Genomic DNA, 14,998 nt, shown 5'->3' with positions numbered 1-14,998 from the left:
AATTTGCGACGCAAAGTGACAATTCATGCGAAAACTTTTATACTTTAAGTAAAGGGGGGCTTCACCATGAGCGTTATTCAAGTAAAAGGCAATGTTACATATCCGATTACAATTGATCCGAGTGTCTGGATTTTCGATGACCGCAAGTTTCCGTTTGAAAAAAATCAGCCCGTTCATCCGGACGGCTCTGCAGAAACCCAGGAGCATACGCTTGATCCGGAACGAGTGATCAGAGAAGGGCGCATTTCGCCGCCGACTTTAAAAAGCGAAAAACGTTATGAAAAAGAAAGACTGATGAACGGCAGCTTCGCCATGAAGCTCGGCGCTGTTTTAGCAAATGCCGAGCCGAAAGAAAGCGCTGTCTTGTGCGCATTTATTTCAAAATCAGAAAGAACCGAAGTGCCGCTAGAAAAGGCGCTGGACGCAATCGCGCATTTCAGCGATGCAGGGAAACCCCTTCAAGACGGCGGCCCGGTCCATTTTTACGTGGACGGAGACTTTGAAAAACCGATAACGGGCGTCACAGAAATCGAAGTTTTATAACAAATCGGCGGCGAGCTGTGCAAGGCCGGATCTCTCACCTTTCACAAGCTTCACGCTGCCGGAGACGGTTTGTTCTTTAAACCGTTCTACCACATAAGCAAGTCCGTTGTTTAAACTGTCTAAGTATGGGTGATCTATTTGCTCCGGATCGCCCATCAGGACAATTTTGCTGCCCTCTCCCACCCGAGTCAAAAGCGTTTTGACCTCGTGCCTCGTCAAATTCTGAGCCTCATCAATAATAATAAACTGATCCGGAATGCTTCTCCCCCGAATGTATGTCAGCGCCTCCACCTGAATCGATCCGATTCCTGCCAAAATCGCTTCAAGTTCACCCGGCTTTTTCGCATTGAATAAAAATTCAAGATTATCAAAGATCGGCTGCATCCACGGCTTGAGCTTTTCCTCTTTTTCGCCAGGCAAATATCCGATATCCTTTCCCACCGGGACGATGGGACGCGCGACGATCAGTTTTTTATAAATACCGAGATCCTCCGTCTGCAGAAGCCCTGCCGCGAGAGCAAGCAAGGTTTTTCCCGTTCCCGCTTTTCCGATCAGGGTGACAAGCGGGATATCTTCCCTCAGCAGGAGTTCAAGCGCCATTGTCTGCTGGACGTTCTTCGGCCTGATACCCCATACGTGCTCATCATCGAAAACGAGTCTTTTTACGGTCTCGCCTTTCTTATCTGTCATGCCGACCGCAGACGAAGATCCTCCTAATTCATCTTTCATCAGCACAAATTGATTCGGATAAACCTGATGCTGCTGAAGCTCCTTGACTGAAATTTGTTTGTCTTTATAAAACGAGGCAAACCGCTCTTTATTCATAAATATATCTTTGTACCCGCTATATATTTCATCATGGTCAACGACTCTGTCGTTTAAAAAGTCCTCCGCCAAAAGCCCGATGGCATCCGCCTTTACCCTGACAAGCACATCTTTGCTGACCAGGATGACGAGGCGGCCGTTTTCTTTCGTTTCCTCCTCAAGGCTTAAATTTTTTGCCACCGCCAAAATGCGGTTATCATTCGTTTTTTCGATAAAAATTTCTTGGAGCTGGTGAAATGACCGGTGGTTCAGTTCAATTCTGAGCGTTCCTCCGCTTTCAAGCGGAACTTTCTCGTGCAGCCTTCCTTTCTCCCTGAGCCCGTCTATCAGCTTAGATACGTGCCTCGCATTTCTCCCGACCTCGTCCATATACCGCTTTTTTGAATCGACCTCTTCCAGCACGACGGCGGGGATGACAACTTCGTTTTCTTCAAAGGAAAAAATGGCGTTAGGATCCTGCAAAAGTACATTCGTATCTAACACATAAATTTTACTCAAGTCTCAGCCTCCTGAAATAAGGATCAAAGCCCATCGTGTGCTTCTCTTTCCGCGAATAACGGGGATGCCTGCTAAAATATATGATTTGGTGCATAAAGATAGAAGGTTAATTCAACAATAAAATAAATGAAAGCATTCAAGGAGGAAATCTGACGTGCGAATTCTTTTCATTATCATACAAGCCTTGTTTATCCTTACCGGCTGCACTGCTGTACAGGACGGCCGCGGCCGCAATATTCAGAACGAATCAGCCGATCAGCGCGATGCAAAACCGATCCATGTGAAAAATACGGCTCCTGAGACAGCTGAAAATCCCGGCCGGACAGACATCGCTAAGCATCTCGTCGAGGTAACCGAAAAAATCCCCGGCATTTCAGATGCCACTGCGGTTGTACTCGGAAGATACTCCGTTGTCGGTATCGATGTGGATGACAATTTAGAAAGAAGCAAAGTGGAGAGCATTAAATACACGGTTGCCCAGGCGTTAAAAAACGATCCTTACGGCGCCAATGCCGTTGTCGTGGCTGATCCTGATACGGTTTCCCGTCTGAGAGGCATGGGCAGCGACATTAAGGCCGGCCGCCCCGTTTCAGGCATTTTGGACGAACTTGCCGCCATCGTCGGCCGTGTCATGCCGGAAGTCCCGAATGATGTGACCGACAATGAAAAAGAATCACCGACTCAATCGAATGATGATCAGCTGAACCAAAGAGACCAGAACAAGCTGCAGAACGAACAGAACGATCAATCGGATCATCATATGAAAAACCGCCGGTAAAAAGCAGCGCCCGCTCCAAAGGAAGGGCGCTGCTTTCTTTCCCTTTGGCAGGAGGGGCATCCATGTTATAATGCTTGTCATAGTGAAAGAGGTGAAAATCAATGAGAGTAAAATGTTCCGTTTGCGACAAAATCGAACAAATTGATGATGAAACACTGACAGCCAAACGCCTCCGCAATCGTCCGATTCATACGTATATGTGCCGGGAATGCCATGACCGAATCAAAGTCAAAACGGAGGCGCGGCTGAATACCGGACACTTTTCCTTTCATCCCGGACAAAAAGCGAAAAAAGATAAACCGAAAAAATAAACCGAATAAAAAATGACCCGCCGGAAGGCAAGGTCATTTTTTTATTGCGGTTTAGCTGACTGGCTTTTTTTGGACTGGTGCAGACGGATTTTGTAAACGATCAAAATCAAGGCGGCGACAACAAGCCCTTCTCCGACCGGCAGAAACACACCGAAAAAAGTCAGCACTGTGCAGCCGAGCACGAGAAAGAGATAAACTGCCGCAGCCTTCAACACCGGCAGCCGTTTGGCAAAGCCGAGTTTAAATACAATCACCGAAAGCACGACGATCGTTCCGTATAACAGCCACATTCCCGTCAGCGGATGCTCATCCACTTGGTAAAGAGCCGCAAAGAACGACAGCCGTTCACTTACTTCATTCAAAAGGATCCCCCTCCCCTTTTCCGTTCGGGTTCTACCTTTTCAAATTCTGCAAGTGATTAAGACATTCCTGCTGTTTTTTTCTTTTTCGCCGCTTTTTCACGTTCGTTTTTATTCAGGATTTTCTTTCTTAAACGGATGGATTCCGGCGTTACTTCACAGTATTCATCTTCGTTTAAGTACTCGAGTGATTCTTCAAGCGACATAATGCGCGCTTTCTTAATCGTAGTCGTTTGATCCTTCGTAGCGGAACGGACGTTTGTCTGCTGTTTCATTTTGCTGACATTGACGACAAGGTCATTGTCACGGTTATGTTCGCCGACAATCATGCCTTCATATACTTCTGTTCCGGGCTCAACGAAGATGACGCCGCGGTCTTCAATACCTTGAATTCCGTAAGATGTCGCTTTTCCGTTTTCCATGGAAACGAGCACACCCTGACGCCGGCCTCCGACTTGGCCTTTTTGCATCGGCTGATAGCTGTCAAACGTGTGGTTCAGGATACCGAAACCGCGTGTCAGTGACAGAAACTCAGTAGAATAGCCGATGAGTCCGCGTGAAGGTACGGTAAAGATCAGGCGGACCTGGCCGTTTCCGTTATTAATCATATCAAGCATTTCGCCTTTTCTCGCACCCATTGATTCCATAACAGAACCGGTATGCTCTTCAGGCACGTCAATCTGCACGCGCTCAACAGGCTCGCAGCTTACGCCGTCGATTTCCTTAATGATAACTTCAGGTTTAGACACTTGAAGCTCATAGCCTTCACGGCGCATGTTTTCAATTAAAATGGACAGGTGAAGCTCACCGCGTCCTGAAACAACCCATGCGTCAGGTGATGCAGTCGGTTCGACACGAAGACTGACGTCTGTTTGAAGCTGCGCGTTCAGACGCTCTTCAATTTTGCGGGCTGTGACATATTTGCCTTCACGGCCTGCAAACGGGCTGTTGTTTACGACAAATGTCATTTGAAGCGTAGGCTCATCAATGCGCAGAACCGGCAGCGGCTCATGGTGGTCAGCCGGACAAACCGTTTCACCGACGTTGATGTCTTCCATGCCCGAAACGGCAACGAGGTCTCCCGCTCTCGCTTCTTCAATTTCCACGCGTTTCAATCCTTGGAAACCGAAGATTTTCGTTACGCGGAATGATTTTACCGTTCCGTCAAGTTTCATCAATGAAACCTGCTGACCCACTTTCATCGTGCCGCGGAAAACGCGTCCGATACCGATACGGCCGACATAATCATTGTAATCAAGCAGCGCCACTTGGAATTGAAGAGGCTCTTCGGCGTTATCTACCGGGGCAGGGACATGTTCAAGAATCGTTTCATACAGTGATTCCATATTTTCGTCCTGCTTTTTCGGATCCAGACTTGCCGTTCCGTTAATCGCAGAAGCGTAGACGACAGGGAACTCAAGCTGTTGTTCGTTTGCGTCAAGCTCGATGAACAAATCAAGCACTTCATCAATGACTTCTTCCGGGCGGGCGAAATCACGGTCGATTTTGTTTACGACGACAACCGGATTTAAGTTCTGCTCAAGGGCTTTTTTCAGTACGAAACGGGTTTGCGGCATGCAGCCTTCATATGCGTCAACGACTAACAGAACGCCGTCAACCATTTTCATAATCCGTTCTACCTCTCCGCCGAAGTCGGCGTGTCCCGGAGTGTCCAAAATATTAATGCGTGTATCTTTATAGTTAATCGCAGTATTTTTCGCAAGAATTGTAATACCGCGTTCACGTTCAAGATCGTTTGAATCCATTGCGCGTTCGGCAATATTTTCGTTGGCACGGAATGTTCCGGCTTGGTGAAGCAATTGGTCTACCAAAGTCGTTTTCCCATGGTCAACGTGGGCAATAATCGCGATGTTGCGAAGATCGTTTCGAAGTTTCACATTTTCATCTCCTAAAAAAATTAGATAACTTTCATATTATACCACACATCCTCTTTAAAAGCGTTACGTTTTTCTGTAAACTGAAAGTATGACGTTAAAGGGGATGGAAATATGAAAAAATTGAATTGGCTCTTATTATTATTTGCATTCGCAGCAGTCTTCAGCATGATGCTGATCGGCGTATCAATCGCTGAGAAAAGCGCATGGGGCATCATCGGAAGCATTGTTCTTGTTATCGCCATGATGGGAAGCGGTTTCACCGTAAAGAAAAAAATGCGCGAACAGGGACTGCTTGATTAAAAGCATGACCCTTTGCAAAATTCCGTAAACATGGAAAGACAATATCTTATGAAGCCTGAATCAAAGATTCAGGCTTTTTTATATCCTCAAAACAGGCTCCAGATGTAAGGCTTATCTCCCCCGCCGCCTAGTCAGGAAGCCGGAAATGACAGCTCCCATTCTAGTTACATCAGCAGATTCCCTCAGAATATGCAGTCTGAAATAGTCCGGCATCGTTATGCAGAAAATACCATACCTCCTATTTCAATTCCATCATTGTCTTTTTATACTTGTGGCTGTAAGCAAATACACATGACAAGGAGAGAACGAAATGAAAACATCTTTTTTGAAGAAAACCGCTGTAACTGCCGCCGCAACCGCCTCAGCCGCCTTGCTTGCATTCAGTCCGCTTGATTCTGCCGGCGCAAAAACGATTCAGGCAAATGAACCGCATGCCCTGGAGGCTTCCGCAGAGAAAACACCGGAAGACGCGGCAAAGCTTTTAGACATCATCAGCCAATCGATTTACGAAAAAGACGGTGTCTATTATTTTGACGGTAAAAAAGCGGTTGAATTGGGATTAGATCAAGAACAAGCCCAGATCATTCAAAAGCTGTGGGACAGTTCAACCGAATTTTTAACCGTACTTTCCCAATGTATTGAGAAAACGGACGGCGAATATACATTTAATAAAGAAAAAGCGGTGGAGCTTGGCTTTACGGAAAAAGAGGCCCTTATCGTTGATCAGCTGTTCACCGCTTTTTCCCAAAGTCTTCATATCCTTCAATCTGCGCTGATTGAAGAAGACGGTGTGTATACATTTGATCAGGAACTTGCTGAAAAAGCAGGAGCAGGAAAAAAAGAAGCAAAGCTGTGTGCCGGATTCTTTAATTCACTGCCCCAGGAATTGCTTGAAGGCATTTATACAGCCTTTCATCCGGCTGAGTAAACGGATTAAAACGCCCGGTCATTCAGCCGGGCGTTTTTTTAAATCAGCAGTTTAAGGATCAACATGATAAAGAAAACAGCACCGAACAAACAGGCTGCTTTTATCAGCAGCTTCCCGTAATACCGTTCCTTAAACCGCCTTTCTTCTTCTGCATAACAGGCTGGCGCCTTCATCTCAGGGCTGCCGAGGTCAAGCGGCTCCTTCATCATATGATATAAACTCCCGCACTTACCGCATGATTCAAGATGACGGGAAATAAATCGCTCCGTTTCTGTTTCACAATCGCCTTCAATATATAAAGAGAGTAAATCTCTCACTAAACAGCAAGTCATATCTGTCCGTCCTTCCTTTTTTCCCCCAAGTGCTGTTTCAGCTGCATTCTCGCCCTGTACAGGGTGCTCTTCACCTTCGAAAGACTCCAGTCCAAAACATCAGCAATCTCTTCGTAAGACAGCTCTTGAAATATCTGTCGAAATGCTGAATAAAATGACTGAAAATCTCTGACATCTGAAACAATCCTTTTCGTTTATTAAGGCCTCACCTGTTTAGACAAACGGCTATAAAAAAAGTTTTACAGATTGGAACATTTTTCCCCTATCATTTTTCCCGACTTCATTTGTCATTTTTTTCAGAATAAATCGTATCATTCGACTCATGTCTGATTCAACACGTGCCTCTCGGCTTATCCCCCGATGCTGGCCGCCGGAAGCCTTTCCGGGACGATTCTATCAATTCATCAGCGGAGTCTAGTTTTATATTGCAGAATGAGAGAATGCTGGTTTATTATAACAATATAAGTTTTCATTATTTTCAAAAAGGGGGATTTATTGTGGGTTTAGGTAAGAAATTGTCTGTTGCTGTCGCCGCTTCCTTTATGAGTTTAACTATCAGTCTTCCGGGTGTTCAGGCCGCTGAGAATCCTCAGCTTAAAGAAAACCTGACGAACTTTGTGCCGAAGCATTCTTTGGTGCAGTCTGAGTTGCCTTCAGTCAGTGACAAAGCAATCAAGCAATACTTGAAACAAAACGGCAAAGTCTTCAAAGGCAACCCTTCTGAGAGACTGAAGCTGATTGACCACACGACCGATGATCTCGGCTACAAGCACTTCCGTTATGTGCCTGTCGTTAACGGTGTGCCTGTGAAAGACTCGCAAGTCATTATTCACGTCGATAAATCCAACAATGTCTATGCGATTAACGGTGAATTAAACAACGATGCTTCTGCCAAAACGGCTAACAGCAAAAAATTATCTGCAAATCAGGCGCTGGATCATGCTTTTAAAGCAATCGGCAAATCACCTGAAGCCGTCTCTAACGGCAACGTTGCAAACAAAAACAAAGCCGAGCTGAAAGCAGCGGCCACAAAAGACGGTAAATACCGACTCGCCTATGATGTAACCATCCGCTACATCGAACCAGAACCAGCTAACTGGGAAGTAACCGTTGATGCGGAGACAGGGAAAGTCCTGAAAAAGCAAAACAAAGTGGAGCATGCCGCTGCAACCGGAACAGGTACGACTCTTAAAGGAAAAACGGTCTCATTAAATATTTCTTCTGAAAGCGGCAAATATGTAATGCGCGATCTTTCTAAACCTACCGGAACGCAAATTATTACGTACGATCTGCAAAACCGACAGTATAACCTGCCGGGCACGCTCGTATCAAGCACTACCAACCAGTTCACAACTTCTTCTCAGCGCGCTGCCGTTGATGCGCATTACAATCTCGGCAAAGTGTACGATTATTTCTATCAGACGTTTAAACGCAACAGCTACGACAATAAAGGCGGCAAAATCGTATCTTCTGTTCATTACGGCAGCAAATACAATAACGCGGCCTGGATCGGCGACCAAATGATTTACGGTGACGGTGACGGCTCATTCTTCTCGCCTCTTTCCGGTTCAATGGACGTAACGGCCCATGAAATGACACACGGTGTTACACAGGAAACAGCCAACCTGAACTATGAAAATCAGCCGGGCGCTTTAAATGAATCCTTCTCTGATGTATTCGGATACTTCAACGATACTGAGGACTGGGATATCGGTGAAGATATTACGGTCAGCCAGCCGGCTCTCCGCAGTTTATCCACTCCGACAAAATACGGACAGCCCGACCATTACAAAAATTATCAAAACCTTCCGAACACTGATGCCGGCGACTACGGCGGCGTGCATACAAACAGCGGAATTCCGAACAAAGCCGCTTACAACACGATTACAAAAATCGGCGTGAAAAAAGCGGAGCAGATTTACTATCGCGCACTAACGGTATATCTCACTCCGTCATCAAACTTTAAAGATGCAAAAGCAGCTTTGATTCAATCAGCGCGGGACCTTTACGGCTCTCAAGACGCTGCAAGCGTAGAAGCGGCCTGGAATGCGGTCGGCTTGTAAACAAGAAAAGAGACCGGAGAAATCCGGTCTCTTTTTTATATCTGAAACATTTCACAATGGCTTCACCATGATCATATATGTCTTTTCCCGATCGTCTTTTTCAAGCTTAAGCTGTTCAAAGCCGCATTGGCTTAAAAACAAAACCCATTCCTGCCTGTCCAGGGGAACGGCTGAAAACATCGCTTTATGCTCCCCTCTCAGCCGGCCCGCAATCTCTTCAATGACCGCGCGTCCGATTCCTTTCTCTTTTGCCTCCGGAGCGACGGCCACGGTTCCGAGCCACGGTTTTCCGTTTGAAGGCGCCCATTCCAAATGAAAACTGACGGCGGCAGGAGCGCCGTCAATCTCCCATACGAGCCACGTTCCATTGTACATGGAGTATGCAAGCATAAACTCCGCCGCATTTTTTGTTCCGAACTCTTCGTTTTTCCACACCGGGTGTGCAGCCGCCAGCTGCTCCAGAAACCCGAGATCTTCTTCTTCAAAATCTCTACCTGTCAGCATGTAAATAGTCGTCAAAGATAATTTTATGTATTGCCGGATTGCCCGCAAGCACGCTGTGGTTGTCTAAAAACGTAAACGGTTCGCCGTCTGTGGTCGTGTAAATGCCCCCGACTTCGTTCAGCAGCACGCAGCCGGCAGCGTAATCCCACGGCGCGAGCCTCATCGTAATGTATGCGTCAATGCGGCCGGCCGCAACACTGGCCAGCTCAAGTGCCGCCGAACCGTAGGAACGCGTTCCTCTGACCCGTTTTACGAGCGGCGCCAAAATACTCGGGTCAATCCTTCTGTTTTCCGTCACCCATGTGGCATTGATTGCAATAATGGCTTCTTCAATGGAAGCTTCTTTTAAAGGAGCAAGCGGCGTGTCGTTCAGATAAGCCCCTTTTCCGCTGAATGCGTGATACAGTTCGTCCTGCATCACATCATAAATTAAGCCGATTTTGCCTTTTCCGTCTTCAAAGATGCCGATGGAGATCGCGAAATGCCGCTTTTGATGGACAAAATTCATCGTTCCGTCAATCGGATCAATGATCCAGACGATTCCGTCAAGGGAGCGGAGCTTATCTCCCTGCCCTTCTTCTCCGAGAATCCGGTGTCCGGGAAAAGTTCCCTGTATACGGTCAATGAAAAAGCGTTCCGTCTCTTTATCAATATTTGTGACTAAATCATTCGGATTTGATTTTGTTTCAATCGTCAAGCTTTCCTGCATGGATTGTCTGATTCTCGTTCCGGCTTCTTTTACCCATTGTTTTGCGATATCATCAATTTCCGTCCAATTTGTCATACCGTGTACCTCTTTTCTATGTATAGCTTATTCTATAGCATACTGATAAAGGCGATGAAAAAGCAAGGAAAATGAAAAAAATGCCTTCTCACGTAAAAACGAACCATTTCCTGCGGTTCGTTTTTACTATTCTTTATCCGTTAAGCCGAATCCATTCTTTTCTGAGACGTTCCAGTTTTCTTTTGCTGAGATCGATTTGATCTTCATTCTCTTTTTGCATGGCCTCATACAGGGTTGCCAATTCATAATCAACCTCTAGTCTCCAGACAGCTACACGGTTATTTTTTTCCTCCCTGAATCCTTCCTTCACCACTTGCCTCATTGTCTTTCGCCCCTTCCAGAGATCATTTGTTAAAAAAGCATCCCATTTTTCCAATTTATTAATGATACTTCTTATATCGTATGGAAACTTATATTCGGCTGTAACAACATTCTTAAAATTGTGTGTTTACCTATTCGTTTTTTACCACCAATCCTCTCGGCTCAAACGTTCTCAATGTTTTTGCGGCCGGCGGCGGCTGTGGTAAAATATGAATACTTACGATAAGGAGGAAAAAGATGACTCAGATGCGTTTTACAAAAGAAGACTTCGATACATTTACAATAGAAGGTTTAGATCCGCGCATGGAGGTGTTAAAAGAACAAGTCCGCCCGAAGCTGACCTTGTTAGGAGAGCATTTCGCACCGACATTGTCAGCATTGACAGGCGATGAAATGTTTCCGCATGTCGCCAAGCACGCGAGAAGATCTGTCAACCCGCCGGCTGACAGCTGGGTTGCCTTTGCCAACAGCAAACGCGGGTATAAGAAACTCCCTCACTTTCAGATCGGTTTATGGGACACCCATATGTTTGTATGGTTTGCCATCATTTATGAATCTCCGATAAAAGAGGAATACGGCAGATTGCTGGAAGCGAAGCAGGAGGACATCACAAAACAGATTCCCGGTCATTTTGTATGGTCGCCGGATCATACGAAGCCAGGGGCGTACAAGCAGTCCGACATGGATCAGGAGCAGCTGAAAACATTATTTGAACGCCTGCAGACAGTGAAAAAAGCAGAGCTTTTGTGCGGCATTCAGCTGCAAAAAGAAGACGTGATCAACATGAACAACAATGAATTCCTGCAAACCATTGAAGATGCTTTTAGGAAGCTTTCCTTTTTATACACACTGACTCAGAAAGTCTCATAACATAAAAAGCGGGCCGATTGCCGGCTCGCTTTGTCTACATTTTGATAATCGCTTGATCTGATTGTTTCGCCTGTTTCACAGTCCGATAAGGGGAATAGGTGCTGTCAGCTTCAAATTGGCTGCAGATTTTCTTTTCCTCCGCTTTCCCGGGAACGATTTCTTTAAAGCGGCGGTACGCATTCAGAAGTCTGTCTCGGTCAGCTCCTTTTTCATAGGCGTTTTCCACCTGCTGAAAAAAAGCAATGACATCCACGGCCTCCTCTGTCGTCCAGTCCTCATTCATCGGATATTGATATTCCAAATGTCTTCACTCCTTTATAATCATGCTCAAAATAAGCATCTTCCATAGATCATAAATTGTTCTTTACTTTCTTTCAAGTTCATAATATAATTCATTTGTTTTACGTTTAAAAAACGGGTAATAAAACTGAATGTAATACAAACTAATCCGTAGGTATTATGATAAAGGTGGGAAAACAATTGCCGCAACATGAAACACCCCTGTACAGCGGACTGAAAAAGCACGCGGACAGACAGCCTGTCCAATTCCACATTCCGGGCCATAAAAAAGGCGCGGGAATGGATCCGGAATTCAGACAATTTATCGGAGAAAACGCGTTAAGCATAGATTTAATTAATATCGAGCCCCTGGATGATTTACATGCGCCAAAGGGCATCATTAAAGAAGCCCAGGATCTGGCCGCGGAAGCATTCGGCGCAGACCATACCTTCTTTTCCGTACAAGGGACGAGCGGCGCCATTATGACGATGGTCATGGCCGTATGCGGACCCGGAGATAAAATCATCATCCCTAGAAACGTTCATAAATCCATTATGTCGGCCATTGTATTTTCCGGAGCGGTGCCGATTTTTATTCACCCGGAAATTGACGATGAGCTCGGAATTTCTCACGGCATTACGCTTGAGTCCGCCGAGCGGGCTTTGACGGAGCACCCTGACGCAAAAGGCCTGCTTGTCATAAATCCGACGTACTTCGGTGTGGCAGCTGACTTGAGCAGCATTGTAAAGCTCGCGCATTCTTTCGATGTGCCTGTGCTTGTCGATGAAGCGCACGGCGTGCATATTCATTTTCATGATAAGCTTCCTCTGTCCGCCATGCAGGCGGGCGCTGATATGGCAGCCACAAGCGTGCACAAATTGGGAGGCTCCCTGACGCAGAGCTCCATTTTAAATGTGAGAGAAGGTCTTGTTTCCAAAGAAAGAGTACAGTCGATTTTAAGCATGCTGACGACAACGTCAACATCCTATCTGCTTCTGGCTTCACTGGATGTCGCAAGAAAACGCCTCGCTACAGAAGGCCGCGACCTTCTTGAAGATACGATTCTGCTGGCGGATCAGACACGGAAACGCCTCAATCAAATTGAAGGCATCCGCTGTGTCGGCGAAGAAATCACAGGGTCTAAAGCTGCCTTCAGTTATGATCCGACTAAATTAATCATTTCGGTCAAAAACCTCGGCCTGACGGGTCATGACGTTGAAAAATGGCTCCGCGAATCATATAATATCGAAGTCGAGCTGTCCGATTTGTATAATATTTTATGTATTTTCACCCCCGGCGACAGAGCGGGAGATGCCGACCGTCTTGTAAGCGCGCTTACAGACATTTCAAAACAGGCTTCCGCCAATGACTATGCTCATCAGCAAACCGAAGTTCTGCTTCCTGAAATTCCTCTGTTAGCGATGACGCCAAGAGACGCGTTTTACGCAAATACGGAAGTCATTCCGTTAAAAGAATCCGCGGGACGGATCATCGCAGAGTTTGTCATGGTGTACCCGCCGGGAATTCCGATCTTTATTCCGGGTGAGATCATTACTGAAGAAAATATCAGCTACATTTTTAAAAACTTGGACGCCGGCCTTCCTGTGCAGGGTCCCGAAGATGCAACGCTTGAAATGATCAGAGTCATCAAAGAGCAAAAAGCCATCCAATAAACATAAAGAAGCCCGAAACGAAATCGTTTCGGGCCTTTTTACGCTTTTTACTCTTCTTCAAGATGACACTGGCATTGTCCGCAGCATGTTCCGTATAACGTCGTGACCTTCTCATCCTCAAAGTAATGAATCGCTTCGTTACAGTCTTGGCAAACAATTGTACCCATCTGTCATTCCCCATTTCTCAGAATTTGAAAACGCTTAATTTTCACTTGTTGTTATTATATTATTATGTCACATTTAATATGTCAACCGATAAATTGTATAACACATTTATTTTTTACGGTCTTTTTATAGCTCGAGGGTCAATCACAGTATATCCTTTATGACGCAATCCTTTTACAATGTCCGGCATGGCTTCCGCCGTCCATTTCCGGTCATGCATCAATATGTTGGCCCCGTCCCGCAGATAAGGACTGTTCAGTGTGATATCGGTAAGCGCTTTTTTGGATTGATATTTCTGATCCCAATCATACCCGAAGGTCCAGTTCATTTTCACCATACCTTCTTTTTTTATAAGTCTGTCACTGTAGTCCGTATTGCTTCCGAAAGGCGCCCTGAAAAATGCGGGTTTCTCTCCTATTACCTTTTCAACCGCTTTATTGACGCCAATGATTTCTTCCCGTTGTTTTTGTTCGGAAAGATCTTTTAAGTTTTGATGAGTCATTGTATGATTACCGATCATAAAACCTAACTCATGAATATGCTTAAGCGCTTTCTTATTTTCATCTTTTTTCAAAAAATGTCCGTTTACAAAAAAGATCGCTGACGCATTGAGATCGTGCAGTTTGTCCGCAATCTCAGCGGCATGCTGATCAGGCGCGTCATCGATCGTTACCAATGCGATCGGTTTTTTCTCTTTCTGTTCATCCATTTTTTCCACAGAAAAGCTTTTCGGATTGATATAGTAACGGGGCTCCGCCTTCTGTTTTTTCTGTTTTTCCTCTTTTGTATGGTGGTTTTCCCGTTTGGCATGATTGGCCGCGGCTTGAGAATGGGGTTTGTTTGTTTGCATCTTTTCATTTGATTGGCAGCCGGCGAGTAAGCACATACATATGACGGCTGCAGCGGCTTTATACATGACAATCCCTCCTGATATGGTTTTGCCCCCAGTATAACGGAAAAACAGCGCTCTCACGAAAAACAATGTGCCTTTTTTACACATCGGCTGCGCAAGTTGTCACACGTATTATTTCTTCATTAAAAACGGTTTCAATTATATAACAATTCAGTAACAAGCCTTAGGTTTTTCACCTCTCGTGATACACTTGATATAGTCCTTATAAATGGATGAACCCATATATTATATAAAACAGAGGAGTAAGATAGATGCGCTACCGTACGGTGATTCCCTTTTTTTTGATGCTGTTCGTTCTGTCAAGCTGTTCGGTTTCTACTGTCAGTCCATTCACAAAAAACCGGATCGACAGCATTCATCACACTCAAATCTTGTTTTTTTCCGATGAAAATCATATAGATAAAGAAGTGCCTTATTACGATGCGATTCTTGATTTAGAAAAGAAATATCCCCATCATGTCGATCAAATGAAGGTTTATGACAACAGAAAGGGATGGGAAGAGGAAATCAACACGTTCCCTGCGCTGATGGTGATCAATCATCGGCATGTGGTCATGAAGATTGAGGGATCCGTAAAGAAAAAAGAGGATATCATCAAACCTATGCAGCATGTGCTTGCACAATAAAAACAGCCCCCGCTTTTACAAACGGGG

19 protein-coding genes and 1 pseudogene are annotated in these 14,998 nt (G+C 45.4%); 9 read left to right on the top strand and 11 right to left on the bottom strand.

What is annotated here, in order from left to right:
- Positions 1 to 66: 66 nt before the first annotated feature.
- Positions 67 to 543, top strand: coding sequence for a hypothetical protein (locus AC1RRX_RS06410; RefSeq protein ID WP_047935684.1), 477 nt, complete (start codon positions 67 to 69; stop codon positions 541 to 543).
- On the opposite strand, the gene AC1RRX_RS06405 is transcribed toward AC1RRX_RS06410, so the two are convergent.
- A complete protein-coding gene (locus tag AC1RRX_RS06405; RefSeq protein WP_015417407.1) occupies positions 538 to 1,866 on the bottom strand; it encodes a PhoH family protein in 1,329 nt (442 codons plus the stop codon). The two genes, AC1RRX_RS06410 and AC1RRX_RS06405, sit on opposite strands and share 6 nt — an antisense overlap.
- 154 nt (positions 1,867 to 2,020) lie before the next feature.
- Between AC1RRX_RS06405 and AC1RRX_RS06400 the strand changes: the two genes are divergently transcribed.
- Complete coding sequence (locus AC1RRX_RS06400; protein ID WP_012117484.1) at positions 2,021 to 2,644, top strand: YhcN/YlaJ family sporulation lipoprotein; 624 nt, start codon at positions 2,021 to 2,023, stop codon at positions 2,642 to 2,644.
- 101 nt (positions 2,645 to 2,745) lie between these two features.
- Positions 2,746 to 2,955: a YlaI family protein gene (locus AC1RRX_RS06395; RefSeq protein WP_047935683.1), complete on the top strand. Its 210-nt coding sequence runs from the start codon at positions 2,746 to 2,748 to the stop codon at positions 2,953 to 2,955.
- 41 nt (positions 2,956 to 2,996) lie between these two features.
- Here the strand turns inward: AC1RRX_RS06395 and AC1RRX_RS06390 are convergent, their stop codons facing one another.
- Positions 2,997 to 3,317 (bottom strand): YlaH-like family protein, encoded by a 321-nt coding sequence (locus AC1RRX_RS06390; protein WP_007611192.1) that lies wholly within the window; start codon positions 3,315 to 3,317, stop codon positions 2,997 to 2,999.
- A 56-nt stretch (positions 3,318 to 3,373) separates the two neighbouring features.
- A complete protein-coding gene (gene typA / locus AC1RRX_RS06385; RefSeq protein ID WP_007409675.1) occupies positions 3,374 to 5,212 on the bottom strand; it encodes a translational GTPase TypA in 1,839 nt (612 codons plus the stop codon).
- A gap of 111 nt (positions 5,213 to 5,323) precedes the next feature.
- Between typA and AC1RRX_RS06380 the strand changes: the two genes are divergently transcribed.
- Positions 5,324 to 5,512, top strand: coding sequence for a YlaF family protein (locus AC1RRX_RS06380; protein ID WP_003154504.1), 189 nt, complete (start codon positions 5,324 to 5,326; stop codon positions 5,510 to 5,512).
- Positions 5,513 to 5,822: 310 nt separating this feature from the next.
- Positions 5,823 to 6,440: a hypothetical protein gene (locus AC1RRX_RS06375; protein ID WP_007409674.1), complete on the top strand. Its 618-nt coding sequence runs from the start codon at positions 5,823 to 5,825 to the stop codon at positions 6,438 to 6,440.
- 38 nt (positions 6,441 to 6,478) lie between these two features.
- Here AC1RRX_RS06375 and AC1RRX_RS06370 read toward each other — a convergent pair whose 3' ends face one another.
- Positions 6,479 to 6,772 carry an anti-sigma factor family protein gene (locus AC1RRX_RS06370; RefSeq protein WP_144463967.1) on the bottom strand — a complete coding sequence of 98 codons (294 nt, stop codon included), beginning with the start codon at positions 6,770 to 6,772 and terminating at the stop codon, positions 6,479 to 6,481.
- A pseudogene (locus AC1RRX_RS06365) lies at positions 6,769 to 6,903 on the bottom strand (RNA polymerase sigma factor); the annotation flags it as partial. The pseudogene AC1RRX_RS06365 and the gene AC1RRX_RS06370, both read right to left, overlap by 4 nt.
- A 366-nt stretch (positions 6,904 to 7,269) precedes the next feature.
- Between AC1RRX_RS06365 and AC1RRX_RS06360 the strand changes: the two are divergent.
- Positions 7,270 to 8,835, top strand: coding sequence for a M4 family metallopeptidase (locus tag AC1RRX_RS06360; protein WP_007409672.1), 1,566 nt, complete (start codon positions 7,270 to 7,272; stop codon positions 8,833 to 8,835).
- 51 nt (positions 8,836 to 8,886) lie between these two features.
- Here the strand turns inward: AC1RRX_RS06360 and AC1RRX_RS06355 are convergent, their stop codons facing one another.
- From AC1RRX_RS06355 to AC1RRX_RS06345, 3 genes are all read right to left on the bottom strand, one after another.
- Entirely contained in the window at positions 8,887 to 9,339 is a 453-nt protein-coding gene (locus tag AC1RRX_RS06355) for a GNAT family N-acetyltransferase (protein ID WP_012117478.1), read from the bottom strand.
- Positions 9,326 to 10,123: an inositol-1-monophosphatase gene (gene suhB, locus AC1RRX_RS06350; RefSeq protein ID WP_007409670.1), complete on the bottom strand. Its 798-nt coding sequence runs from the start codon at positions 10,121 to 10,123 to the stop codon at positions 9,326 to 9,328. Before suhB ends, AC1RRX_RS06355 begins: the two co-directional genes overlap by 14 nt.
- Before the next feature lie 133 nt (positions 10,124 to 10,256).
- Complete coding sequence (locus tag AC1RRX_RS06345) at positions 10,257 to 10,445, bottom strand: YkzI domain-containing protein (RefSeq protein ID WP_003154513.1); 189 nt, start codon at positions 10,443 to 10,445, stop codon at positions 10,257 to 10,259.
- A gap of 236 nt (positions 10,446 to 10,681) precedes the next feature.
- Here AC1RRX_RS06345 and AC1RRX_RS06340 point away from each other — a divergent pair, with 236 nt between their 5' ends.
- Positions 10,682 to 11,314 (top strand): DUF1054 domain-containing protein, encoded by a 633-nt coding sequence (locus AC1RRX_RS06340; protein ID WP_007409668.1) that lies wholly within the window; start codon positions 10,682 to 10,684, stop codon positions 11,312 to 11,314.
- 34 nt (positions 11,315 to 11,348) lie between these two features.
- Here AC1RRX_RS06340 and AC1RRX_RS06335 read toward each other — a convergent pair whose 3' ends face one another.
- On the bottom strand, positions 11,349 to 11,615 hold the full coding sequence (locus AC1RRX_RS06335) for a UPF0223 family protein (RefSeq protein WP_007409667.1): 267 nt from the start codon (positions 11,613 to 11,615) through the stop codon (positions 11,349 to 11,351).
- A gap of 179 nt (positions 11,616 to 11,794) precedes the next feature.
- Here AC1RRX_RS06335 and AC1RRX_RS06330 point away from each other — a divergent pair, with 179 nt between their 5' ends.
- Entirely contained in the window at positions 11,795 to 13,267 is a 1,473-nt protein-coding gene (locus AC1RRX_RS06330; protein WP_144463968.1) for an aminotransferase class I/II-fold pyridoxal phosphate-dependent enzyme, read from the top strand.
- Positions 13,268 to 13,314: 47 nt separating this feature from the next.
- Here the strand turns inward: AC1RRX_RS06330 and AC1RRX_RS06325 are convergent, their stop codons facing one another.
- Complete coding sequence (locus tag AC1RRX_RS06325; protein ID WP_003154518.1) at positions 13,315 to 13,434, bottom strand: GapA-binding peptide SR1P; 120 nt, start codon at positions 13,432 to 13,434, stop codon at positions 13,315 to 13,317.
- A gap of 113 nt (positions 13,435 to 13,547) precedes the next feature.
- A complete protein-coding gene (locus AC1RRX_RS06320) occupies positions 13,548 to 14,348 on the bottom strand; it encodes a polysaccharide deacetylase family protein (protein WP_007409665.1) in 801 nt (266 codons plus the stop codon).
- Between the two features lie 248 nt (positions 14,349 to 14,596).
- Between AC1RRX_RS06320 and AC1RRX_RS06315 the strand changes: the two genes are divergently transcribed.
- Positions 14,597 to 14,971 carry a hypothetical protein gene (locus tag AC1RRX_RS06315; protein ID WP_007409664.1) on the top strand — a complete coding sequence of 125 codons (375 nt, stop codon included), beginning with the start codon at positions 14,597 to 14,599 and terminating at the stop codon, positions 14,969 to 14,971.
- Positions 14,972 to 14,998 lie beyond the last annotated feature (27 nt).

Source organism: Bacillus sp. GW821-FHT11D08 (assembly GCF_058808515.1).
The sequence above is the reverse complement of the archived record's forward strand: the minus strand, read 5'-3'. Positions and strand labels throughout refer to the sequence as shown.

What these genes read in the sequence shown, in the direction of transcription:
- AC1RRX_RS06410 (WP_047935684.1), top strand. Translation starts at nt 67, where the DNA reads ATGAGCGTTATTCAAGTAAAAGGCAATGTTACATATCCGATTACAATT.
- AC1RRX_RS06395 (WP_047935683.1), top strand. Translation starts at nt 2,746, where the DNA reads ATGAGAGTAAAATGTTCCGTTTGCGACAAAATCGAACAAATTGATGAT.
- AC1RRX_RS06380 (WP_003154504.1), top strand. Translation starts at nt 5,324, where the DNA reads ATGAAAAAATTGAATTGGCTCTTATTATTATTTGCATTCGCAGCAGTC.
- AC1RRX_RS06375 (WP_007409674.1), top strand. Translation starts at nt 5,823, where the DNA reads ATGAAAACATCTTTTTTGAAGAAAACCGCTGTAACTGCCGCCGCAACC.
- AC1RRX_RS06370 (WP_144463967.1), bottom strand. Translation starts at nt 6,772, where the DNA reads ATGACTTGCTGTTTAGTGAGAGATTTACTCTCTTTATATATTGAAGGC.
- AC1RRX_RS06355 (WP_012117478.1), bottom strand. Translation starts at nt 9,339, where the DNA reads ATGCTGACAGGTAGAGATTTTGAAGAAGAAGATCTCGGGTTTCTGGAG.
- suhB (WP_007409670.1), bottom strand. Translation starts at nt 10,123, where the DNA reads ATGACAAATTGGACGGAAATTGATGATATCGCAAAACAATGGGTAAAA.
- AC1RRX_RS06345 (WP_003154513.1), bottom strand. Translation starts at nt 10,445, where the DNA reads ATGAGGCAAGTGGTGAAGGAAGGATTCAGGGAGGAAAAAAATAACCGT.
- AC1RRX_RS06340 (WP_007409668.1), top strand. Translation starts at nt 10,682, where the DNA reads ATGACTCAGATGCGTTTTACAAAAGAAGACTTCGATACATTTACAATA.
- AC1RRX_RS06325 (WP_003154518.1), bottom strand. Translation starts at nt 13,434, where the DNA reads ATGGGTACAATTGTTTGCCAAGACTGTAACGAAGCGATTCATTACTTT.
- AC1RRX_RS06320 (WP_007409665.1), bottom strand. Translation starts at nt 14,348, where the DNA reads ATGTATAAAGCCGCTGCAGCCGTCATATGTATGTGCTTACTCGCCGGC.
- AC1RRX_RS06315 (WP_007409664.1), top strand. Translation starts at nt 14,597, where the DNA reads ATGCGCTACCGTACGGTGATTCCCTTTTTTTTGATGCTGTTCGTTCTG.